A 22849-nucleotide genomic window follows, 5' to 3' on the forward strand; every position below is an offset into this window, starting at 1 on the left:
AAGCCCCAGGCGTTGGCCTGGGGCTTTTCATGTATGGCGCACTCGGCGGGATTCGAACCCACGACCCCTGCCTTCGGAGGGCAGTACTCTATCCAGCTGAGCTACGAGTGCAACGCGCACGCATGATACCTATCTCGTTCGTCGGCGTCCATCGCCTTGATCTGTAGCCCTTTTTACCTGTTGCCGTGTTTCGCCTCCATGGTGCTGCTGCCTGGGGCTACTATTTTCGATTCGTGCTCGCCCAGGTCCGGCGGGCTGCATTACGCCAGGCCAGCGGGCCGATTTCAGATTAAGGTGTTCAACCGCTCGTTCTTTTTTTCGAACAGCCTATTGTCCAACACCCCAGCAGACGCTTAGCATTCGTTTGAGATTTCAAACGCTCGGAGCCCTGCGCTGGGCGCTTTCAACAATCAACAATTCGGGAAGCCGACATGCAGCTCAAAGACGCTCAGTTGTTCCGCCAGCAAGCCTTCATCAACGGTGAATGGCTGGATGCGGACAGCGGCCAGACTATCAATGTGACCAACCCTGCCACGGGCGAAGTCATTGGTACCGTGCCGAAGATGGGTACTGCGGAAACCCGCCGCGCCATCGAGGCAGCCGACAAGGCCCTGCCGGCCTGGCGTGCCCTGACCGCCAAGGAGCGCTCGACCAAGCTGCGTCGCTGGTTCGAACTGATGATCGAAAATCAGGACGACCTCGCTCGCCTGATGACCACCGAACAAGGCAAGCCGCTGGCTGAAGCCAAAGGCGAAATCGCCTATGCCGCCTCCTTCATCGAGTGGTTCGCCGAAGAAGCCAAGCGCGTCTATGGCGACACTATCCCGGGCCACCAGCCTGACAAGCGCCTGATCGTCATCAAGCAGCCGATTGGCGTCACTGCGGCCATCACCCCGTGGAACTTCCCGGCTGCCATGATCACCCGTAAAGCCGGCCCGGCCTTGGCCGCTGGCTGCACCATGGTGCTCAAGCCTGCCTCGCAGACGCCGTACTCCGCGCTGGCCCTGGTCGAACTGGCCAACCGTGCCGGTATTCCGGCGGGCGTGCTGAGCGTGGTCACCGGCAGTGCTGGCGAAGTCGGCAGCGAGCTGACCGGTAACGCCTTGGTGCGCAAACTCTCCTTCACAGGCTCCACCGAAATCGGTCGCCAGCTGATGCAGGAATGCGCCAAGGACATCAAGAAAGTATCCCTGGAGCTGGGTGGCAACGCCCCGTTCATCGTGTTCGACGACGCCGATCTGGATAAGGCAGTCGAAGGCGCGATCATCTCCAAATACCGCAACAACGGCCAGACATGCGTCTGCGCCAACCGTATCTACGTGCAGGACGGCGTCTATGACGCGTTCGCGCAGAAGCTGGCCGCTGCTGTCGCCAAGCTCAAGATCGGTAACGGCCTGGAAGACGGCACCACCACTGGCCCGCTGATCGACGGCAAGGCCGTGGCCAAGGTGCAGGAGCATATCGAAGACGCAGTGAGCAAAGGCGCCAAGGTCCTGTCCGGCGGCAAGCTGATCGAAGGTAACTTCTTCGAGCCGACCATTCTGGTCGACGTGCCCAAGACCGCTGCCGTTGCCAAGGAAGAAACCTTCGGCCCGCTGGCGCCGCTGTTCCGCTTCAAAGACGAAGCCGAAGTCATCGCCATGTCCAACGACACCGAGTTCGGCCTGGCCTCCTACTTCTACGCCCGCGACATGAGCCGTGTGTTCCGTGTCGCCGAAGCGCTGGAATACGGCATGGTAGGCATCAACACCGGCCTGATTTCCAACGAAGTGGCGCCATTCGGCGGTATCAAGGCTTCTGGCCTGGGCCGCGAAGGCTCCAAGTACGGTATCGAGGATTACCTCGAAATCAAATACCTGTGCATCAGCGTCTGATCGCACGGTAAAGGCTTTACCTCTGCCAGCGGGGCGCGAGAGCGACGTTCCGCTGGCCTTTTTTACATTGCAGCACCTGGTTGCCAGGGCGCTCGCGGCAGTCGATCAACGAATACTGAATGCGGGCAACCCCAGCTACCCCCGAATAAAAGCGCCAAGTTCAACGGCGCAATGAGGGCATTATGAGCAAGACCAACGAATCCTTGATGCAACGCCGTGTCGCCGCCGTTCCACGTGGCGTCGGCCAGATCCACCCGATTTTCGTTGAATCGGCCAAGAACTCCACCGTCATCGACGTCGAAGGCCGCGAACTGATCGACTTCGCTGGCGGTATCGCCGTGCTGAACACCGGGCACCTGCACCCGAAAGTGGTTGCAGCGGTGCAAGAGCAGCTCACCAAGGTCAGCCACACCTGCTTCCAGGTGCTGGCCTATGAGCCCTACGTAGAGCTGTGCGAAAAGATCAACAAGCTGGTGCCAGGTGACTTCGACAAGAAGACCCTGCTGGTATCCACCGGCTCCGAAGCGGTCGAGAACGCCGTCAAGATCGCCCGTGCCGCAACCGGTCGCGCTGGCGTGATCGCCTTCACCGGCGGCTACCACGGCCGTACCATGATGACACTGGGCCTGACCGGTAAAGTCGTGCCGTACTCCGCAGGCATGGGCCTGATGCCAGGTGGCGTCTTCCGTGCACTGTTCCCGAGCGAGCTGCATGGCGTCAGCGTCGACGATGCCATCGCTTCGGTCGAGCGCATCTTCAAGAACGATGCCGAGCCACGTGACATCGCCGCCATCATCCTCGAGCCCGTACAAGGCGAGGGCGGCTTCCTGCCAGCGCCTAAAGAGTTGATGAAGCGTCTGCGTGCCCTGTGTGACCAGCACGGTATCCTGCTGATCGCCGACGAAGTGCAGACCGGTGCAGGCCGTACTGGCACCTTCTTCGCCATGGAGCAGATGGGCGTCGCGCCTGACCTGACGACCTTTGCCAAGTCCATCGCTGGCGGCTTCCCGCTGGCCGGTGTGTGCGGCAAGGCCGAATACATGGACGCCATTGCACCGGGCGGCCTGGGCGGCACTTATGCCGGTTCGCCAATCGCCTGTGCTGCGGCCCTGGCCGTCATCGATGTATTCGAAGAAGAAAACCTGCTGGACCGCAGCAAGGCCGTGGGCGAGCGCCTGACTGCCGGCCTGCGTGAAATCCAGCAGAAGCACCCGATCATCGGTGACGTGCGTGGCCTGGGTTCGATGATTGCCGTCGAAGTCTTCGAGAAAGGCACTCATACCCCTAACGCTGCAGCTGTCGCCCAGGTTGTTGCCAAGGCACGCGACAAGGGTCTGATCCTGCTGTCCTGCGGTACCTACGGCAACGTCCTGCGTATTCTGGTGCCACTGACCGTCGAAGACGCCCTGCTGGACAAGGGCCTGGCCATTATCGAAGAGTGCTTCGCTGAACTCGCTTGATGTAGCTGGCTTTAAAAAAACCCGCTTCGGCGGGTTTTTTCATGTCAGCAATATACAAACGGCAGGGGGCGGCGATGCTCACCCCTGAACGATCTGGTTCTTGCCTTGGCGCTTGGCTTGATACATGGCTGCGTCGGCGCGGGCATACAAGCTGTTCAGGGTGTCATCGTCATCCAATAAACCCGTCAGGCCCTGACTCACCGTCACGCTGTAGGTCTGGCCCTCCTGGCCGAAGCTCAGCCGCTGAACCTCCCGCTGCAACCGTTCGGCGATCTGTTCTGCCACTTTGGCCGTACAGCCCGGGAACACCGCGGCAAACTCTTCGCCCCCGATCCGACCGAACAGATCACCTCGGCGCAGTACCGTCCTGCCGCTGTGGGCGATGCGCTGCAGCACCTGGTCGCCTTCCTGGTGGCCATAGCTGTCATTGATGTTCTTGAAATCGTCGATGTCCAGAAGCAGGAACGTCAGCGGTGTACCGTCCTCACGTGCCTTGTCAAAAGCCTGCTTGGCGCATTCGAAGAAGTGGCGACGGTTACTGCTCTGGGTCAGGACATCGGTAGTGGCCAGGCGCTGAAGCTCGCCTTCCAGTCGTTTCTTGTCGGTGATGTCTTCGGCGATGCCGACGATGGTTACCCGGTCGCTACCTGGCTGCTGGCTGACGTAGCACTTGTCGCTTAACCAGCGCAATTCGCCATCGCCATTGAGAATGCGGTATTCGCGGTGTTCCACGGAGCCTGTGGACAGCACCTGGGCCAGGCTCTGTTCGGCAAATTCAAGATCATCCGGATAGATGCTGTCGCGCCATACGTTGAAGTCGGCCATGACCCGGCAGACAGGGCGACCGAAGATGCGCTCGAACGCAGGGCTTACGTAGAGCACTTGCCGCGTTTCCCAATCGAAGGCCCACAGTACGGCGTTGACACTTTCGAGCAGCGAACTGAACAACTGCTCACGTTCGCTGAGGCGGGCGACTTCGCCTTGGGCATGCATCAGTGCCAGCAGGGTTTGAGCAGCGTCGGGGGGAGGAGTACCGGGCAGAATCTTGGGATTGTTCTTGGCCATGTGCACAGAGCGCGCTCGACGGGTAAAGGTGCGGCCACCTTCCGGCCGATGTGGGCAGTTCGAGTCTTAACAGAGCAGTGAAGTTCCTGAGCTTACGCCCCAGAACGGGGCGTATCGATCAACGGAAGTCAGACAGCGGTCGGGCGCAGGGAATAGGTTTTCAACTGTGACGCAAAGTCGCGCAAGGCGTGGATGCCACTGGTCTCGGCCTCATGCACCCAATCCTTCATGGCGGCAAGCATGTCGTGGCCGTTAGCGCTTGTCCGCGCCCAGATCTGCTGCAGGGCCAGGCGTTTCTCGTAAATGGTCTTCAATGCCTGGCTGTGCGCCAGCATGGACTCGATACGGACATGGTGGCGATCCTCCAGCAAGCTGGTCTCACGGGAGAGCAGGCGCTTGGCGCGCCGGAAGTGGTGGCTGACCGAGGCATCGACGCGGTCCAGTTCCTGTTTGACCAGCGGGCCGATCACAAGCTTGCGGTACTGGGCCATGATCTGGAAGCGGTTATTCAGGATGGCCATGGCGGTGTCCATGTCCAGGCTGGCCTTGCCGGCAACGCGGTGGGCGATGGGGGCCACGCGCTGGACCTTGGCCAGCCGCAGCAGGCAGAACAGGCGAATCCACGCCCAGCCCATGTCGAATTCCCAGCGCCTGACCGAAAGCTTGGCCGAGTTGGGGTAGGTGTGGTGATTGTTGTGCAGCTCTTCGCCGCCAATGACGATGCCCCAAGGCACCAGATTGGTCGCAGCGTCGCGGCATTCGAAATTGCGATAGCCCACGGCATGGCCCAGGCCATTGACCACCCCGGCTGCCCAGAAGGGAATCCACATCATCTGCACGGCCCAGATCGTGATGCCGGCGGTACCGAACAGCAGCAGGTCGATGAGCGCCATCAGCACGATACCGCCCAGCTTGTAGCGGGAGTAGAGGTTGCGTTCGACCCAGTCGTCCGGGCAGTTCTTGCCGTAGATGCGCAGGGTCTCGGGGTTGCGCGCCTCTTCGCGGTAGAGCTCGGCCCCTTTACGAAGTACCGTGCTCAAGCCCTTGTAGACTGGGCTGTGCGGGTCGTCCGGGGTTTCGCACTTGGCGTGGTGCTTGCGATGAACAGCGGTCCATTCACGGGTGTTCTGCGCCGTGGTGAGCCACAGCCAGAAGCGGAAGAAATGCTTGAGCCCGGTATTGAGCTCCAGCGCGCGATGCGCGGAATAGCGATGCAGGTAGACCGTGACGCTGACAATGGTCACATGGGTCATCAACAAAGTGATGCCGACCAGTTGCCAGGCCGACAAGTCGAGCAGGCCGTTGTACCACATAGGTAGAGATACCCTCGAAATTCAGGGGAAAGGTGCGATTATCCCTGGGTCGGGAAATAAAACCAGTCAAAGCTGACCACGCGATGTTTCAGCGGGGCGTCGGTGCCCGGCATGCCTTGGCGCGAGGCCTTTGCGAAGCGGCAACCGCACGTCGGGCAGCAGAAGCTTTATAATCCCCCAACACTTTCCATGGGCAATTCCACCCGACATGTCTGTTTCCGTTCGCGACGCCTTGCGCATGGCAGCGCTCTATGTGGTGCTCTCGATCCTCTGGCTAGTGCTGGCCGAGGTGGTGCTGCACAGCATGACTGAAGACCCCCTGGCCCTGACGGTGGGGCGCCAGATCAACGTCGTGGTCTGGGTGTTGCTCAGCGCCTTGCTGATCTATGTCTCGCGCGTGCGGCTGTTGAACTTCATCGGCGCCGGTGCGCGCCTGCGCGGCGAAGACCGTGAGCGCCTGCGCATGGCCGCCGCGGTGTTCGACTGCACCCTGGAAGGGGTCCTTGTGACCGACCGGCAGGGGGTGATCGTGCACGTCAACCGCGCGTTCATGCGCATCACCGGCTATCAGCAGGATGAGGTCATCGGCCAGCGCCCGAGCAAGTTCAAGTCGGGGCACCATGGCGCCGCCTTCTACCAGCAGATCTACGCGGCCCTGACCGAGACTGGGGAGTGGAGCGGCGAGATCTGGAACCGCCGCAAAAGTGGTGAAATTTACCCTCAATGGCAAACCATTCGCGCCATTCGCGATGACGAAGGCGAACTGAGCCATTACGTGGCGGTATTCAGTGACATCAGCGCCATCAAGCATTCGGAGCAGGAGCTGGCCTACCTGGCCCACCATGATCCCCTGACCGACCTGCCCAATCGCCTGTTGTTCACCGACCGGGTCCAACAGGCGTTGGCCGCGGCCCAGGCCAAGAAGCGCGGTTGTGCGCTGCTGCTTCTGGACCTCGATCATTTCCAAAGCATCAACGACGGGCTGGGTCATACGATCGGCGATCAGTTGCTTAAGTTGGTGGGCGCACGCCTGGGCGAAGTGGTGAGCAGCGGGGTCACCCTGGCGCGCCTGGGCGGCGACGAGTTCGGCGTCCTGGCTGAGCACTGCCAGGACCTGGGGCAGGCGGCAAAGCTGGCCCAGCGCATCATCGAACGCATGCGCGAGCCCTTCCTGTTCGAGGGCCATCGCTTGTTCATCAGCGTCAGCGCAGGCATCAGCCTGTTCCCAAGCGACGCCCTGAGTGCCGAGCAGTTGCTGCGCAATGCCGATTCGGCGCTGTACAAGGCCAAGACCAACGGTCGCGCCTGCTACGCTTTGTACACCGAGGAGCTGACCGCGCACGCCCAGTTGCGCGTGGAAACGGCCGGGGAATTGCGCCGCGCCCTCGAGCAGGATGAGCTACGCGTGTTCTATCAACCGGTGCACGACCTGGCCTCGGGCAGCCAGGTGGGGGTCGAGGCGCTGGTCCGCTGGCAGCATCCCCAGCGGGGCCTGGTGGCGCCGGGCGAATTCATTCCGATTGCCGAACGCACCGGTCTGATTGCCGAAATCGATGCCTGGGTGCTACGCCAGGCGTGCCTGCAGATGGTGCGCTGGCAGCAGGAAGGCCGCCCACTGGCATTCGTGGCCGTGAACATCTCGAGCCGGTTGTTTGGTCAGCATGAGTTGTACCGGCAGGTGGCCGATGTGCTGCATGAAACAGGCCTGGCGCCAGCGCTGCTTGAGCTGGAGGTCACGGAAAGTGCAGTGATGGAAGACCCGGAAGTGGCCCTGGAGCAGCTTCACCGTCTGCGCGAGCTGGGGGTGACTTTGGCCATCGATGATTTCGGCACCGGGTATTCCTCGCTGCTACGTCTCAAGCGCATGCCGGTGCAGAAGCTCAAGATCGACCAAGGCTTCGTAACCGGGCTGCCGTGCGATGAAGATGATGTCGCGATCGTACGTGTGATCATCGCCCTTGCCCGCAGCATGGGCATGCAAGTGCACGCCGAAGGCATCGAGCAGCAGGAGCAGGCCAGCTTCCTGTTGCAGGAGCAGTGCCAGCTGGGGCAGGGCTACTGGTTCGGCAGGCCGGTCGCCGCAAGGGACCTGCGCTGGGAATGAGGCCAGGGGCTGGCTTGGCGCCAGCCCTTAGCCTTCGCTCATCGCTTGTTCAACCCTCGGGCCAGCCGGTCGCCACCGAGCTGGATCAGTGCCACCAGGGCCACCAGCATGGCGATCACCGTCAACATGATCTGGCTGTCGAAGCGCTGGTATCCATAGCGGTAGGCGATGTCCCCCAACCCTCCGGCACCGATGGCGCCCGCCATGGCGGATGAATTGATCAGTGTCACCAAGGTGATGGTGAAGCCGCCGACGATGCCTGGCAGGGCTTCTGGCAGCAGCACGTGCCAGACGATGTGCCAGCGTCGGCACCCCATGGCCTGCGCCGCCTCCACCAGGCCGTGGTCGACCTCTCGCAGGCTGACTTCGGCAATGCGGGCGAAAAAGGGCGTCGCCGCGATGGTAAGGGGCACGATGGCCGCCCAGACGCCATAGGTTGTGCCGACCACCCACCGCGTAAAGGGGATCAGGGCAACCATCAGGATCAGAAACGGCACCGAGCGAAACAGGTTGACGAACGCGCCCAGCACCCGGTTGAGCAGCGGCGCCGCATAGATGCCGCCCTTGTCGCTGGTCACCAGCATGACGGCCATCGGTACGCCCACCAGCAAGGCCATCAGCGAAGAAACGCCCACCATCAGCAGCGTGTCGAGCAAACCCTCCAGCAGACGATCAACCCACATGGCCCAGCACCTCCACGTCTTCGGCCCAGCGCCGACTGCGTTCCAGGAGGCGGTTGGCGTCATGGGGCGAGTGCTGCACCGACACGATCAGTTGCGCCAGCGTATGCGCGCCGATGGATTGCACACCCCCCTGCAGCAACCGCACGCGTCCGCCCAACGCGGCGAACAATGCCGACAGGTCGGGCTCGCCGAACGCTGTCAGCTTCAGCACGATGGCGCTGTCGGGGCTCGATGGCGCAGCCTTGATGTTCGCGGTCAAGGCCTCTGGCAAGGTGGGTTGCAGGGGCGCCAGCAACGTGCGAGTGGTGGCGTGCCGCGCCGCGCCGAACACCTGCCAGACCTCGCCCTGCTCGACCAATTGGCCACGCTCCAGTACCGCAACCCGATGGCAGGTGTCGCGCACTACGGCCATTTCATGGGTGATCAGCACGATGGTCAGGCCCAGGCGTTGGTTGATGTCGCGTAGCAGTTGCAGGATTGAGGCGGTAGTCTCCGGGTCCAGCGCCGAGGTCGCTTCGTCGCACAGCAGGATACTTGGGTCATGCACCAGGGCGCGGGCAATGCCCACGCGCTGCTTCTGGCCGCCGGACAATTGCGCAGGGTAAACGTGGTGCTTGTCCTCGAGGCCAACCAGTTGCAGCAGCTCGCGCACCTTGTGCTGGCGCTGCGCTTTGGCGACGCCGGCCACCTTCAGGGGCAGCTCGACGTTCTGCCATACGGTCTTGGCTGACATCAGGTTGAAGTGCTGGAAAATCATGCCGATGCTTCGGCGCAACCCCACCAGTGCGTCCTCGTCGTAGCTGGCAATGTCTGCCTGGTCAATCAGCACCCGGCCTTGCGTAGGCTGTTCCAACCGGTTGATAGCGCGCAGTAGCGACGACTTACCCGCCCCGCTGCGGCCGATGATGCCGAAGATTTCACCGCGCCGGATGTTCAGGTCGATGCCTTGCAGGGCTGGCTGGCTCTGGCCTGGATACGTCTTGCCCAGCCCGATGAACCGCACATGGGCGTGGCTGACGTCAGGGCGCAGGTCCAAGTGTTCAGCCTGACGGGGTGGTGCAGGGGACTCGAGTGCTCGCCGTGCAGTGGACTGGCTCATCGCTGTCACTCCCAACCGGCCTGGTAGAGCGTGCCATGAGCCTTGTCCAAGGCCGCACGTACAACTGGCGAGTGCTGGTAGATGTCAACGAACTTGGCCAGGCGAGGGTCATCCTTGCTTTGTGGGCGAATGACGAACTGAATCACGTATTCCTTGTTCTCCAGGCCATCGAAAAGCAGGGCCGAGGTGGCGTCAAAACTGTTGGCCAGCCGAATGTAGGCGGGGTAGCCCTGCACCAGGTCCGCGTCGTCATACGCCCGTACCAGCTGGACCGCTTCGACCTGAATGATCCTGAGCTTTTTCGGGTTGGCCGTGATGTCCTGTTCGGTGGCCTTGTAGCCCACACCCGGTTTGAGCGTGATCAAGCCAGCCTTGGCCAGCAATTGCAGGCCGCGTCCGCTGTTGATCGGGTCGTTGGCGATGGCGACGCTGGCCCCTTCGGGCAGGTCGGCGAAGCTTTTATAACGCTTGGAATACAGGCCCACGTTGTTGATGATGCCTGGGGCGTAGGGCACCAGATCGAAACCGGCAGCAGCCTTGGCGTTTTCCAGAAAGGGAATGTGCTGGAAGTAGTTCACGTCGATGTCGCCACTGTTGAGGCTGACATTGGGGGCTATCCAGTCGCTGAATTCGATCAGCTTCACTTCGAGCCCTTGCTTGTGCGCCTCTTCGACGGCGGCTTCCAGCGGGATGGCAAAGGCTGAGGTGGTGCCGACCTTAAGCGGCTCAACGGCCAGGGCTGCGCTGGAGAAGCCCAAGGCAATCGCGACGGCCGCAATGGGACGAAATAGTTTTTCAAGCATGGTGCAAGGCTCCAGTCGAGGCGGGGGCAGGCGCAAAGCGGTAGGTCGAGCCAGGGTGATCGGCTGGCAAGTAGGGATGGTCGGTTGCGAACAGCTTTTCGCGCAGCGTGCCGCCGGCGTAGGCGGTCTTGTAGCGGCCGCGAGCCTGTAGCGGCGGAATCACCAGGTCGATGAAGTCCTCAAAGCTTTCCGGTGTGACGGTGCGGGTCAGGTTGAAGCCGTCCAGGCCGGTTTCGTCGGCCCATGCGATCAGCTCATCAGCCACCTGCTCGGGGTCGCCGATCAAGGTGACATAGCGACCGCCCAAGGCGTGCTGTTGCAGCAGGCGGCGTCGGGTCCAGGCATTGTCCTGCAGTTGGCGGGTGGCCGACTGGATGGCGTTGCCTTGGGTAAAGGCAATCGGCTCGTCCAGATCGAAGGCCGCAAAGTCGATGCCGGTGGAGGCGGCAAAATGCGCGACGCCGGCTTCGGGGCTGGCATGGCGCAGGTATTCGGCGTGCTTGGCCAGGGCTTGTCGCTCGGTGGGCGCCACGATCACCGTAATGCCCATGAAAACCTTGACTGCCATTGGGTCGCGACCCGCAGCGCTGGCCGCGGCGCGCACCTTGTCCACCTGGGCGCGGGTTGAAGCCTTGTCCTGGCCGCTGATGAACACGCACTCGGCATGGTTGCCCGCAAACGTCAGGCCGCGCGGCGAGCTGCCAGCCTGGAACAGTACCGGCGTACGTTGTGGCGACGGCTCGCACAGATGATAGCCTTCGACATCGTAGAACTCCCCGTGGTGATGGACCTTGCGCACTTTGTCGGGGCGCGCGTAGATGCGTTGGCCGCGGTCAGCCAGCACGGCATCGTCGGCCCAGCTTCCCTCAAGCAGTTGGTACAGCACCTTGAGGTATTCATCGGCCTGGTCGTAGCGACGGTCATGCTCAGGCTGCTGGGTCAGGCCCATGGCGCGCGCAGCGCTGTCCAGATAGCCAGTGACGATGTTCCAGCCGACTCGGCCATTGCTCAGGTGATCCAGGGTCGAGAGACGACGTGCAAACAGATAAGGCGCTTCATACGTGAGGTTGGCCGTGAGGCCGAAACCGAGGTTGCGGGTAACGGCGGCCATGGCAGACACCAGCAGCAGAGGGTCGTTGACCGGCAACTGGATGGATTCCTTTAACGTTACGTCCAGCGACTGGCCGTAGACATCGTAGGTGCCGACGATGTCGGCGATGAACAGACCGTCGAACAGGCCCCGTTCCAGCAGACGCGCCAAATCGGTCCAGTATTCGAGGGTCTTGTACTGGGTCGAAGTGTCGCGCGGGTGCGTCCACAAGCCATGGTTGATGTGCCCCACGCAGTTCATGTTGAAGGCATTGAGCAGGATCTGCCGGGCCATCAGATGGTCCCCCGGCGCGGTGGGTTCTGCTCGTTGAGGTAATAGTTGCCGATGGCGTGGTATTTCCAGCGCACCGGGTCGTGCAATGTGTGTACCCGGGCGTTGCGCCAGTGGCGGTCGAGATTGTGTTCGGCCAGCGTGGCCTGACTGCCACCGAGCTCGAACAGCGTGGTGCCTGCGGACAGGGCGATTTCCGTGCTGATGGCCCGTGCCTCTGCTACGGCAATGGAAGCCGCGGCTACGCTTTCGGCCGTGCTGTCGTCACGCGCGCTGTCCAGGTAGTGGCCTGCGCGTTCGAGCAAGGCTTCGGCAGCGTGCAGGCGGATAGCCAACTGCCCGAAGCTCTTGATGGTCAACGGATCGTCGCTCGCCTGCTCTACGCCTGAGTCCACCCATGGCCGGCTGCGGGTCCGCACGAAATGCAAGGCGTCCTCGTAGGCTGCCCGGGCGATGCCGGTATCGATGGCGGCATGAAGAACCTGCGCCAGCGGGCCTACCGGGGTGGGGCGATCGAAAACGCTCTGGAACGGCACGACGTCCTGTGCGCTGACGGGGACGTTATCGAACACCACCGAACCGCTGCCGGTGGTGCGCTGGCCGAAGCCACTCCAGTCGTCGATCACCTGCAGGCCGGGGCTGTCGGCAGGCACGAATGCCAGGTGCTGGACGCCTTGGTCATCAACCACCGAGGTGGGTATGCGCTGGGCGTATAGCGCGCCAGTGGCGTAGAACTTGCGACCGTTGATGCGAAAGCCATCGCCTTCGCGGCTCAGGCGTGTGGTGCGGTCATTGGCTGTCTTGGTGCCCAGTTCTGCCAGGGCATTGCCGAACCGCCGGCCTGCCAGCACTTCGGCGTACAGACGCTGCTGCTGTTCGGGCGTGCCGTTTACCCGCAGCACTTCCAAGGCATAGAAATGGTTTTGCGGAATCTGCCCGAGCGAGCCGTCGGCCTGCGCGATGATGGCGATGACCTTGGCCAGGGTGACGTTGGATACGCCCGCCCCGCCGTAGGCCTTGGGAACGCTGATACCCCATAGGCCCGAGCGTGTGAACAGCGCCAGCTCAGGGTGTGGCAGACGCCGTTCACGGTCGCGCACCGCGCTGTCGGGGCGTAGCTGGCGGGCGATGTCCAAGGCAACGGCCAAGGCTTCGCCGTCGCTGGTAATGATGCGTGTGGTCATGGTGTGTCTCCGGTACCCCGGACCGCGCAGCGGTCCTGCAGGCTACCCATCAGATCCAGGAATGCCGCGCGGGCAGGGTGCCGTTGAGGTGGTACGCGCCAACCGCGTGGTATTTCCAGCGCACCGGATCGTGCAGGGTGTGCACGCGGGCGTTACGCCAGTGGCGGTCGAGGTTGAACTCGGCCAGGGTGGCGCGGCTGCCAGCTAGTTCGAACAGTTTCTCGCTGGCCTGCAGGGCAATCTCGGTGGTCAGTACCTTGGCCTCGGCCACCGCAATCGACGCACGGGTAGCCGACTCGGCATCCACCGGCGCTGCGTTGACCTCGTCCAGCACCTGCCCGGCCCGGCGCAGCAGCGCCTCGGCGGCATGCAGTTCAAGCTTCAGGCGGCCGATGTCGGCGATGACATAGAGGTCGTCGCTGGCGCGCTCTACCTGGGCTTCGATCCAGGGGCGCGACTTTGTGCGCACGAAAGCAATGGCGTCATCGATGGCGGCCTCGGCAATGCCTGCGTCGATGGCCGCCTGGATGAGCTGCGAGGCGGCGCCCTGGGTATTGGGTACCTCCCGCTGACGCCAGTTGTCGATAACCAGGTCTGCCTCTACCGGAACGTCATCGAGCAGTACCGTTCCGCTGGCCGTGGTGCGCTGACCAAACCCCGACCAATCGTTGACGATGCGTAACCCGGGGGTGCCGCGGCGCACGAAGGCCAGGCGCTGGCGACCTTCCTCGTCCAGCGCCTTGACCGCCACCCAGTGGGCGAACAACGCGCCGGTGGAGTAGAACTTCTCGCCACTGATGCGATAGCCGTCACCTGCGCGGTTGATCCGTGCCTTGAGGGTGAGGGTGTCCTTGGTACCGCGCTCAGGGCCTGCATTGCCGATGCGCCAGCCGTCCAGCACGCTGCGAAACAGCACTGCCTGTTGCGCCGGCGTGGCTGTCAGGCGCAGCAGTTGCAGCATGCCGAACTGGTTCTGCGGGATCTGCCCCAGCGCAGGATCGGCAGCGCTGATCAGGCGGAACACTTCGGCCACGGTTTCGAACGACACATCAGGGCCGCCGTAGGCCTTCGGAACGCTGATGCTCCCCAGGCCACTGCGGGTAAACAATTCGATTTCGGCCCAGGGCAGTTCGCGTTGCTGATCCCGACGGGCAGCCTGTTCGCGCGCGACAGCGGCGACTTCACGTGCAGCTTGCAGCGCTTGGGCATCGCTGTGCAGAACCTTGGCTGGCAGCAAGGGCGGTGCACTGTCGAGCACGCTGCGGGAGGAGATAAGGGCTTGGCTGGACATCAGTGCCGCTCCTTGGCTGCACTCAATGCCCTGGCGTTATGCACTGGGGTGATGGTGATCCTGACCATTGCTGACCTCACATGTGGGTTATGCCGCTACAGCTGATCGCGACAGACGTATGCTGGTCCGGTGGTCCGGTGTATATACCGTAAGGGTTTATAAAATATTTATGAACTAACGCTTTGGAATATATATAGAAGCGCGTCGCCTGCCCCCACGCGACATGGATTCAGGTGTGAGCTGAATGACGTATGGGCTACTACAGCGGGGGCTGGCTTTGCAGGCTTACTCAGAAGCAGCCGTGCCCAGAAACTTGCGCAGGAATTGCCGCGTTCGCTCCTGTTGCGGGGCCGCGAACAACGCCTTGGCCTCACCTTGCTCCACTACCACACCCTTGTCGAAGAAGATGACCCGGTTAGCCACGTCGCGAGCGAAGCTCATTTCATGGGTAACGATGATCATGGTGCGTTTTTCTTCTGCCAGGCTGCGAATGGTCGCCAGGACCTCGCCTACCAGTTCCGGGTCCAGCGCCGAGGTGGGTTCATCGAATAGAATCACCTCCGGCTCCATGGCCAAGGCACGGGCAATGGCCACCCGTTGCTGCTGGCCCCCGGACAGGCGACGCGGGTAGGCGTCTTCCTTGCCTGCCAGGCCCACCTTGGCCAATAGACGCCGGCCAAGGTCCACCGCTTGGTCGCGCGGTGTTTTCTTGACGATCACCGGCCCTTCGATCACGTTCTCCAAGGCCGTGCGGTGGGGAAACAGGTTGAAGTTCTGGAACACGAAGCCTGCCTGTTGGCGCAGGCGACGTATGGCGCTGTGTTGCGGGCCGAGGGGGCGGTTGGCGTCGATGCTGATGGCGCCGATCTTGATTTGCCCGGCATCGGGCGTTTCCAGCAGGTTCAAGCACCGCAGGAAGGTGGTCTTGCCCGACCCGCTGGGGCCGATTATCGCTACCACTTCACCCGGCTGCACCGTCACATCGATGCCATCGAGCACGGTCTGGCCCTTGAAGCGTTTGGTCAGGCCTTTGACTTCGATCATGCTCAGTGCTCCTGGTCATGTTGGTTGACCCGCGCTTCCATGCGGTTCTGGAAGTAGGCCAGGATGCTGCACAGCACCCAGTAGACCACGGCCACTGCCACGTACATGGTGAACACCTCGAACGTACGTGCTGTGATCAGCTGGGCCTGACGGAACAGCTCCGGCACCTGGATGGTGGCGGCCAGCGCGGTGTCCTTGACCAGCGAGATGAAGCTGTTGCCCAACGGCGGCAACGCGGTGCGCAGCGCCTGGGGCAGTATCGCCCGGCGCATGGCTTGTACGCGGGTCATGCCGATGCTGGCCGCTGCTTCCCACTGCCCACGGTCGATCGAAGAGATCGCGGCGCGCAGGATCTCGCAGATGTAGGCGGCCATGTTCAATGACAGCCCGATCAGCGAGGCTGGGATCGGGTCGAGCTCGATGCCGATCTGGGGCATGCCGAAGTAGATGACGAACAGCTGCACCAGCAGGGGCGTGCCTCGGAAAAACGATACGTATATCCGTGCAAGCCAGTTGAGCGGCAGCACTTTGGACAAACGCATCAACGCCAGGGCAAAGCCCAGCACCAATCCGAAAAACATGCCCCCTACGCTGAGCAGCACGGTGTAACCCGCACCCTTGAGCAGGAAGGGTGCTGAGTCGGCGACCAGTTGCAGGCTTTCAGCGATCATCGGGTGACGTCAGCACCGAAGTACTTTTCGGACAGCTTGGCCAGCGTCCCGTCCGCCTTGAGCTTGTCGATGGCCGTGTTGATGGCGGCCAGCAGTTCAGGTTCGCCCTTGCGCATGGCAACCCCGCTCTCCAATCGCGAGAAGGCATCGCCCGCCAGTTGTGTGTCCTTGGCTTTCTGCGCGTATTCAAGCGCAGCCAGGCGGTCGATCAGGATGGCATCGATGCGGCCATTGCGCAGGTCTGCAAACTTGCTGGGGTCGTCCTCATAGGTCCGCACTTCGGCCTTGGGCACATCCTGCTTGACCCATTGCTCGTAGTTGGTACCCAGGCCTACACCGACTTTCTTGCCTGCCAGGTCCTGAGCGCCCTTGATGCCGAGCTGGTCAGCCTTCTTCTTCAGCACCAGCGCCTGGATACCCGAGACGGTGTAGGGTTCGGAGAAATCGTATTTCTTCTTGCGCTCTTCGGAGATGGTGACCTGGTTGACGACGATGTCCAGCCGCTTGGATTCCAGTGCAGCCAGGATGCCGTCCCATTTGGTCGGCTGGATCTTGGCCTTCACGCCCAGTTCCTTGGCCAGCAATTCGGACAGCTCGACTTCGAAACCGGTCAGCTTGCCGTTTTCATCCTGGAAGCTGAACGGCGGGTAGGTGCCTTCTAGGCCGACGCTGATCACGCCTTTTTCCTGGATGGTCTTCAACTCTTCGCCGGCAAAGGCCTGGCCAAGCAGGCCCGTGCCCAGCAACAGGGCCAGGCTGGCATTGAGTAGCGGTTTGGCGAACTTCGACATGTCTGAGCCCCGAGCGTGTTGTGAATGAAGTGATGGCGACTATAGGGTTGGATGCGCAACGCAGGAAATAGTCAAAAATTATCGCACCTTGCCTATTTATGCGTTTGGAAATTGTCCATTGATCTTGAGGGTAGGCGAGGCCGGCATGGCTGTCATCGCCCTTGCCTTGCGATGCAGTGTGAAGAGGCAGAGGTGAGGGCCTGGTCCACGGGCTTGCCCGTAGAATGACGGCATCGACAACAGAACAGATAGCCTAAAAGGCAGGAGAACACACCGTGAGCGAACAACCCGCCTCCGGGCACTGGCAACTGCAAGGGATCGTGGCCGGCTTGCGCGGTGCCCGTGAGCAATGGCGCACCCGCAATGGCCGCAGCAGCGGCGAGCAGGGTGGCCGGGAGCTGCCCTCGCGCGAAGCGGTACGACAGATCCTCGAACAGCTCTGCGGCGCGTTGTTCCCCATGCGTCTCGGCCCGGTGGACCTGCGCGAGGAGAGCGAGGATTTTTATGTCGGCCATACCCTGGACGCCGCGCTCAATGCGTTGTTGGTGCAGGCACGCCTGGAACTGCGCTACGCCGCCCGGCAAGGCAAGGAGGACCTGGCGGGTGTCGATGCCCATGCCCTGAAGCTGATCCAGGGCTTTGCCGCGGCGCTGCCAGGCATGCGTGTGCTGCTCGATACCGACGTGCTGGCGGCCTATCACGGCGATCCGGCGGCACGCAGTGTCGATGAGGTGTTGCTGTGCTATCCCGGCATCCTGGCGATCATCCATCATCGTCTGGCCCATCACCTGTACACGGCCGGGCTGCCATTGTTGGCACGGATCATCTCGGAGCTGGCGCATTCGGCGACGGGTATCGATATTCATCCCGGGGCTCAGATCGGCCCAAGCTTCTTCATCGACCACGGTACCGGCGTGGTCATCGGCGAAACTGCGATCATCGGCGAGCGCGTGCGGATTTATCAGGCGGTGACCCTTGGCGCCAAGCGCTTCCCGAGCGATGAGTCCGGCACGTTGCACAAGGGCTTGGCCCGTCACCCGATCGTCGAGGACGACGTGGTGATCTATGCCGGCGCCACCGTGTTGGGGCGTATCACCATCGGGCAGGGTTCCACCATCGGTGGCAACGTGTGGTTGACGCGCAGCGTACCGCCGCACAGCAACATCACCCAGGCCAACCTACAGCTCGATTGCCAGGACAAACAGTGATCCTAGACGGTGCCTTGTGTAGGCACCAGACCGTTACATGCCCTTTCAGCCGGGGGGGCGACAGGGCAAGTCAGGCTGGCCAAAGGGTGCTTCCAGGGCATTACCAATCGGCGCTTCAATTCGCAATGAGGCTCAAACCATGGTTAACTTGAACGCTTGTTCAATTAAAAAAACGCTGGTCCGCTGCCGGTGTTCATCAGGAGGATTCCTTTGCTGAACCCGTTAATTATGCGTCTTTCGTCCTTTGACGAGGTGCACACGCGATGAGTGCACCGACCCCTTCGCTTGCCCCTGGCAAGATCCGCATGAACCCCCCGGTGTTCTATTTCGCGGCAAGTTTCATCCTTATCTTCGGCCTTGTGGTCATTACCAATCCGCAAAGTGCGGGCCAGTGGTTGCTGGCGGCGCAGAACTGGGCTGCCAACACGGTAGGCTGGTACTACATGCTGGCAATGACGTTGTACCTGGTCTTCGTGGTGGTCACCGCCGTATCGGGCTACGGCAAGATCAAGCTCGGTGCCGACCACGACGAACCCGAATTCAGCTACCTGTCGTGGGCGGGCATGCTGTTCGCTGCGGGGATCAGCATCACGCTGTTCTTCTTCTGCGTCTCCGAACCGCTAACCCACATGTTGCAACCACCCCAGGGTGAAGGGGGCACGGCTGAGGCGGGCCGGCAGGCAATGCAGATCCTGTTCCTGCATTGGGGCCTGCATGGTTGGGGCGTCTTTGCCTTCGTCGGCATGGCGCTGGCCTATTTCGCCTACCGGCACAACCTGCCGCTGGCCTTGCGCTCTGCGCTCTATCCGCTAATCGGCAAGCGCATCAACGGGCCTATCGGCTATGCGGTCGACGGCTTCGGCATCATCGCCACGGTGTTCGGCCTGGGGGCCGACATGGGCTTTGGCGTGCTGCACCTCAATGCCGGCCTGGATTACCTGTTCGGCATCAGCCACAGCCAGTGGGTGCAGGTGGTGCTGATCACGCTGATGATGGGCGCGGCGGTGGCCGTGGCAGTAGCCGGTGTGGAAAAAGGCGTACGGGTGATGAGCGACATCAACCTGTTCCTGGCCTGTGCGCTTTTGCTCTTCGTGCTGTTCGCAGGCCCCACCCAGCACCTGTTCAACACCCTTATCCAGAACCTGGGCGACTATTTGGGCGCCTTGCCGCGCAAGAGCTTCGATGTCTATGCCTATGGCGATAACCGTGAGTGGCTGGGCGGCTGGACGGTGTTCTACTGGGCCTGGTGGATCGCATGGGCGCCATTCGTGGGCTTGTTCATCGCGCGCATCTCCCGTGGGCGGACCATTCGCGAGTTCGTCTTCGGTGTGCTGCTGATTCCGCTTGGCTTCACCCTGGCGTGGATGTCGATCTTCGGCAACAGCGCACTGGACCAGGTCATCAATCACGGCATGACCGCGTTGGGCCAGGCCGCGTTGGACAATCCATCGATGAGCCTGTACCTGCTGCTGGAGACCTATCCGTGGAGCAAGGCGGTAATCGCCATGACGGTGTTCGTCAGCTTCGTGTTCTTCGTGACGTCGGCAGACTCCGGTACCGTGGTGCTGTCCACGCTGTCGGCCACCGGCGGCGATGCCGACGAGGACGGCCCGAACTGGCTGCGCATCTTCTGGGGTGCCATGACGGCGCTGGTGACCAGTGCCTTGCTGTTCGCCGGCAGCATCGATTCGCTGAAGTCGGCGGTGGTGCTCACCTCGTTGCCCTTCTCGCTGATCCTGTTGTGCATGATGTGGGGGCTGCACAAGGCCTTCTACCTGGAGTCGCAGCGCCAGATCGCGCAGATGCACTCGCTGGCTCCCTTCGCCCAGTCGCGCCGAGGCCGTGGGGGTTGGCGCCAGCGCCTGAGCCAGGCCGTGCATTTCCCTTCGCGGGACGAGGTGTACCGGTTCATGGACGATGTGGTGCGCCCGGCCATCGCCGATGTGCGTGAGGTGTTCGAGCAAAAAGGGCTGGTGCTGATCACCCAGGACGACCCGAGCCATGACAACGTCAGCTTGAAAGTCGGCCATGGCGATGAGCAGCCGTTCATCTACCAGGTGCAGATGCGCGGTTACTTCACGCCCTCGTTCGCCCGTGGTGGCCTGGGTGCCCATGAGTTGAAGAACCGCCGCTATTACCGGGCGGAGGTCTACCTCAGCGAAGGCAGCCAGAATTACGACCTGGTGGGCTACAGCAAGGAGCAGATCATCAACGACATCCTCGACCAGTACGAACGGCACATGCAGTTCCTGCACCTGGTGCGCTGACCTTCCGCGCCAGACCAGCCCTGAAAAGGCGAACCACCAGGTTCGACCTTTCAGGGCTAGGCAGGGCTGGATCATCGGCTATCCCTCTCGATAATAGGGCGCATCGCCCAGGATCGTTGCCCTATGCATCACCCGCCGGCTTGGCCGGTAGTCATCCACCGCGTAGTGCTGGGTGACGCGGTTGTCCCAGAACGCCACGTCGTTTTCCTGCCAGCGCCAGCGGATCGTGAACTCCGGCCGGGTGGCATGGGCGAAGAGCAGCTTGAGCAGCGCTTCGCTTTCCAGCTCGCTCAGCTCATTGATGCGTGTGGTGAACCCCTCGTTGACGAACAGTGCCTTGCGCCCACTCACCGGGTGCGTGCGCACCACCGGATGCGACAGCGGCGGATTCTCGCGCCGGGTCTGCTCCCAGCGCGCCAGCTCCTGTGGCGTGGTGCCAAAGCGCTCCAGCGGGAATGACTTGGTGAAGTCGTGGGTCGCCGTCAGCCCGACCAGCATCGCCTGCAGTGGCGCTGACAATCCCTCGAAGGCTGCAATGCCACTGGCCCACAGGGTATCGCCGCCATAGGCCGGCAACTGCTTGGCACTGAGCACTGCGCCCAGGGCTGGTGTCGGTAGGAAGGTCACGTCGGTGTGCCAGACGGCATTGTCACGGACGTCGGTGACCGCAGTATCGAGCACCAGCACCTGGGGCGTGCCGGGTACGTTGGGGTAGATGGGGTGGATATGCAGGTCGCCAAAGCGGGCGGCAAAACGCGCCTGCTGGACGGGGGCGATGGGCTGGTCGCGGAAGATCAGCACCTGGTGGCGAAGCAACGCGTGCTCGATGGCATCGCGCACCTCGTCGCTGATATCGCGGGCAAGGTCCACGCCGCTGATCTGTGCGCCCAGCGCCGGGCTGAGTGGGGTAATGGTCAGGCTCATGTCGGTCTCTTCAGGCAGGCGCCCTGGTGGGCGCACGAGCGGTAGGGTTCAGTGGCTTTGCCCGTGCCAGGGCACCAGTCGGCGTTGCAGCGCGCGCAGGCTCATCTCCAGCGCGAAAGCGATCAGCGCGATCAGCAGGATGCCCAGCACCACCACATCGGTGACCAGAAACTGCGCGGCCGACTGCACCATGAAGCCAAGGCCGCTGGTGGCGGCGATCAGTTCGGCCGCTACCAGCGTCGACCAACCGACGCCCAGGCCGATACGGATGCCCGTCAGAATGTCGGGCAGCGCACTGGGCAAAATCACGTGGCGAATCAGCTGGGCCCTGGTCGCGCCCAGCGATTGCGCGGCGCGCAGCTTGGCAGGGTCGGTGGTGCGCACACCCGTGGCAGTGGCGATGGCGATGGGCGCGAAGATCGCCAGGTAGATCAGCAGCACCTTCGACAACTCGCCGATCCCACACCAGATGACGATCAGCGGCAAGTAGGCGAGCGGGGGGATGGGCCGGTAGAACTCGATCAACGGGTCGAAGATGCCCCGTGCCACCCGGCTATACCCAATGGCGATACCCACCGGAATGGCCGTGAACACCGCAGCCAGCAATGCCGTGCCGATACGCCCGAGGCTGGCGCCAAGGTGCTGCCACAGGCTGGCGTCCATGTAGCCCTGGGTAAGCAAGACCCAGGCTTTGGCCATGATGTCAGCAGGTGATGGCAGAAACAGGGGCTCGACCCACTCGGCGGCCGTGACCAGCCACCAAGTCAACACCAGGCTGGCCAGGGTCAATGCGCTGATCCAACGGGTGGACAGCAGACGAGCCCCGCGGGCGGCAGGTGCTGATTGAACAGTGGGCTCACTGGCCGCTGGCATATCAAGGCTGCTCATGCGCGCTCCGGGTATTGACGGTGGGAAAAGACCTGGGCCAGCACGTGCTCGCGAGCCTCGATGAAGCGTGGGTCGGACTTGATCGCCCGCGCCGACTCGCCGTTGGCGTAACGCTGGCCGAAGTCCAACTCAAGCCGCTCGACGATGCGCCCTGGGCTGGGCGCGAGCAGCACCAATTCAGTGGCGAGAAACACGGCTTCCTCTATGTCATGAGTGATCAGGAATACGGGTTTATCGGTGCGCTGCCAGATATCCAGCAGCAGCGTCTGCATGTGCTCGCGGGTGAACGCATCCAGTGCGCCGAACGGTTCATCCATCAGCAGTACGCCAGGGTCGGCTGCCAATGCACGGGCCAGGCCCACGCGCTGCTTCTGGCCGCCTGAAAGCTGCCAGATGCGCCGCTCGGCGAAATCCGCAAGGTCGACCAGGGCGAGCATCTCGCGTGCCTTGGCTTCACGTGCCGCGCGTGGCATACCGGCCAGTTCCAGGCCGAAGGCGACATTGCCCAGCACGTTCTGCCAGGGCAGCAGGACATCGTCCTGAAAGACCACGCCACGCTCGGCACCTGGCCCCTGCACAGCAACGCCGTCGAGCGTGATGCGTCCCGCGCTGGGGCTGACGAATCCTGCGACCAGGTTCAGCAGCGAGGTCTTGCCGCTGCCCGAGGGCCCGAGTGCCACCAGCAATTGCCGCGGCCCTAGGCTCAGGGTGATGTTGGCCAGCACCGGGCTCGCGGCACCCGGGTACTGTGCGCTGATGCGCTCCAGTTCGAGCAAGGCCATGTCAGGCTCCTGTGGTT

General features: G+C 62.5%; 19 protein-coding genes and 1 tRNA gene. 5 read left to right on the forward strand and 15 right to left on the reverse strand.

What is annotated here, in order from left to right:
• Positions 1-34 precede the first annotated feature (34 nt).
• A tRNA-Arg gene (locus FS767_RS13130) sits at positions 35-111 on the reverse strand.
• A gap of 320 nt (positions 112-431) precedes the next feature.
• Between FS767_RS13130 and gabD the strand changes: the two genes are divergently transcribed.
• Positions 432-1874: an NADP-dependent succinate-semialdehyde dehydrogenase gene (gabD, locus tag FS767_RS13135; RefSeq protein ID WP_058604696.1), complete on the forward strand. Its 1443-nt coding sequence runs from the start codon at positions 432-434 to the stop codon at positions 1872-1874.
• A gap of 182 nt (positions 1875-2056) precedes the next feature.
• The gene (gene gabT / locus FS767_RS13140; RefSeq protein ID WP_144966087.1) at positions 2057-3334 is read left to right on the forward strand and encodes a 4-aminobutyrate--2-oxoglutarate transaminase; all 1278 of its coding nucleotides are present in this window, start codon (positions 2057-2059) and stop codon (positions 3332-3334) included.
• Between the two features lie 78 nt (positions 3335-3412).
• Here the strand turns inward: gabT and FS767_RS13145 are convergent, their stop codons facing one another.
• Entirely contained in the window at positions 3413-4399 is a 987-nt protein-coding gene (locus FS767_RS13145; RefSeq protein ID WP_144966089.1) for a sensor domain-containing diguanylate cyclase, read from the reverse strand.
• A gap of 128 nt (positions 4400-4527) precedes the next feature.
• Positions 4528-5712: a delta-9 fatty acid desaturase DesA gene (desA, locus tag FS767_RS13150; protein WP_144966091.1), complete on the reverse strand. Its 1185-nt coding sequence runs from the start codon at positions 5710-5712 to the stop codon at positions 4528-4530.
• 208 nt (positions 5713-5920) lie between these two features.
• Between desA and dibA the strand changes: the two genes are divergently transcribed.
• Positions 5921-7816 carry a phosphodiesterase DibA gene (dibA, locus tag FS767_RS13155; RefSeq protein WP_144966093.1) on the forward strand — a complete coding sequence of 632 codons (1896 nt, stop codon included), beginning with the start codon at positions 5921-5923 and terminating at the stop codon, positions 7814-7816.
• Between the two features lie 38 nt (positions 7817-7854).
• On the opposite strand, the gene FS767_RS13160 is transcribed toward dibA, so the two are convergent.
• The 9 genes from FS767_RS13160 to tcyJ form a co-directional block, all read right to left on the reverse strand.
• Positions 7855-8499, reverse strand: a complete 645-nt coding sequence (locus FS767_RS13160; RefSeq protein ID WP_144966095.1) for a methionine ABC transporter permease — start codon at positions 8497-8499, stop codon at positions 7855-7857.
• Positions 8489-9598: a methionine ABC transporter ATP-binding protein gene (locus tag FS767_RS13165; RefSeq protein ID WP_144966096.1), complete on the reverse strand. Its 1110-nt coding sequence runs from the start codon at positions 9596-9598 to the stop codon at positions 8489-8491. Before FS767_RS13165 ends, FS767_RS13160 begins: the two co-directional genes overlap by 11 nt.
• A gap of 5 nt (positions 9599-9603) precedes the next feature.
• Complete coding sequence (locus FS767_RS13170) at positions 9604-10401, reverse strand: MetQ/NlpA family ABC transporter substrate-binding protein (RefSeq protein ID WP_144966098.1); 798 nt, start codon at positions 10399-10401, stop codon at positions 9604-9606.
• On the reverse strand, positions 10394-11785 hold the full coding sequence (locus tag FS767_RS13175) for an LLM class flavin-dependent oxidoreductase (protein WP_144966100.1): 1392 nt from the start codon (positions 11783-11785) through the stop codon (positions 10394-10396). Before FS767_RS13175 ends, FS767_RS13170 begins: the two co-directional genes overlap by 8 nt.
• On the reverse strand, positions 11785-12966 hold the full coding sequence (locus tag FS767_RS13180; RefSeq protein ID WP_144966102.1) for an SfnB family sulfur acquisition oxidoreductase: 1182 nt from the start codon (positions 12964-12966) through the stop codon (positions 11785-11787). Before FS767_RS13180 ends, FS767_RS13175 begins: the two co-directional genes overlap by 1 nt.
• A 49-nt stretch (positions 12967-13015) precedes the next feature.
• Positions 13016-14257 carry an SfnB family sulfur acquisition oxidoreductase gene (locus FS767_RS13185; protein WP_144966104.1) on the reverse strand — a complete coding sequence of 414 codons (1242 nt, stop codon included), beginning with the start codon at positions 14255-14257 and terminating at the stop codon, positions 13016-13018.
• 285 nt (positions 14258-14542) lie between these two features.
• Positions 14543-15301, reverse strand: coding sequence for an L-cystine ABC transporter ATP-binding protein TcyN (tcyN, locus tag FS767_RS13190; protein WP_058637062.1), 759 nt, complete (start codon positions 15299-15301; stop codon positions 14543-14545).
• A gap of 2 nt (positions 15302-15303) precedes the next feature.
• Positions 15304-15972, reverse strand: coding sequence for a cystine ABC transporter permease (tcyL, locus tag FS767_RS13195; RefSeq protein ID WP_023535780.1), 669 nt, complete (start codon positions 15970-15972; stop codon positions 15304-15306).
• Positions 15969-16763, reverse strand: coding sequence for a cystine ABC transporter substrate-binding protein (gene tcyJ / locus FS767_RS13200; RefSeq protein WP_058604706.1), 795 nt, complete (start codon positions 16761-16763; stop codon positions 15969-15971). The genes tcyL and tcyJ overlap by 4 nt, the downstream gene beginning before the upstream one ends.
• 275 nt (positions 16764-17038) lie before the next feature.
• Between tcyJ and epsC the strand changes: the two genes are divergently transcribed.
• Together epsC and betT are read left to right on the forward strand one after the other, a co-directional pair.
• Positions 17039-17971, forward strand: coding sequence for a serine O-acetyltransferase EpsC (epsC, locus tag FS767_RS13205; protein WP_144966106.1), 933 nt, complete (start codon positions 17039-17041; stop codon positions 17969-17971).
• A 305-nt stretch (positions 17972-18276) separates the two neighbouring features.
• Positions 18277-20238 carry a choline transporter BetT gene (betT, locus tag FS767_RS13210; protein WP_167339081.1) on the forward strand — a complete coding sequence of 654 codons (1962 nt, stop codon included), beginning with the start codon at positions 18277-18279 and terminating at the stop codon, positions 20236-20238.
• 78 nt (positions 20239-20316) lie between these two features.
• On the opposite strand, the gene tauD is transcribed toward betT, so the two are convergent.
• Genes tauD through tauB form a run of 3 tightly spaced genes read right to left on the reverse strand, consistent with a single transcriptional unit; the run spans position 20317 to position 22832 of the window.
• Positions 20317-21162: a taurine dioxygenase gene (gene tauD, locus FS767_RS13215; protein ID WP_144966108.1), complete on the reverse strand. Its 846-nt coding sequence runs from the start codon at positions 21160-21162 to the stop codon at positions 20317-20319.
• Between the two features lie 48 nt (positions 21163-21210).
• A complete protein-coding gene (tauC, locus tag FS767_RS13220) occupies positions 21211-22050 on the reverse strand; it encodes a taurine ABC transporter permease TauC (RefSeq protein ID WP_144966110.1) in 840 nt (279 codons plus the stop codon).
• Positions 22047-22832 carry a taurine ABC transporter ATP-binding subunit gene (gene tauB / locus FS767_RS13225; RefSeq protein WP_144966112.1) on the reverse strand — a complete coding sequence of 262 codons (786 nt, stop codon included), beginning with the start codon at positions 22830-22832 and terminating at the stop codon, positions 22047-22049. The genes tauC and tauB overlap by 4 nt, the downstream gene beginning before the upstream one ends.
• Positions 22833-22849 lie beyond the last annotated feature (17 nt).

Source organism: Pseudomonas sp. DE0010 (assembly GCF_007680745.1).
GTDB lineage: Bacteria > Pseudomonadota > Gammaproteobacteria > Pseudomonadales > Pseudomonadaceae > Aquipseudomonas > Aquipseudomonas parafulva_B.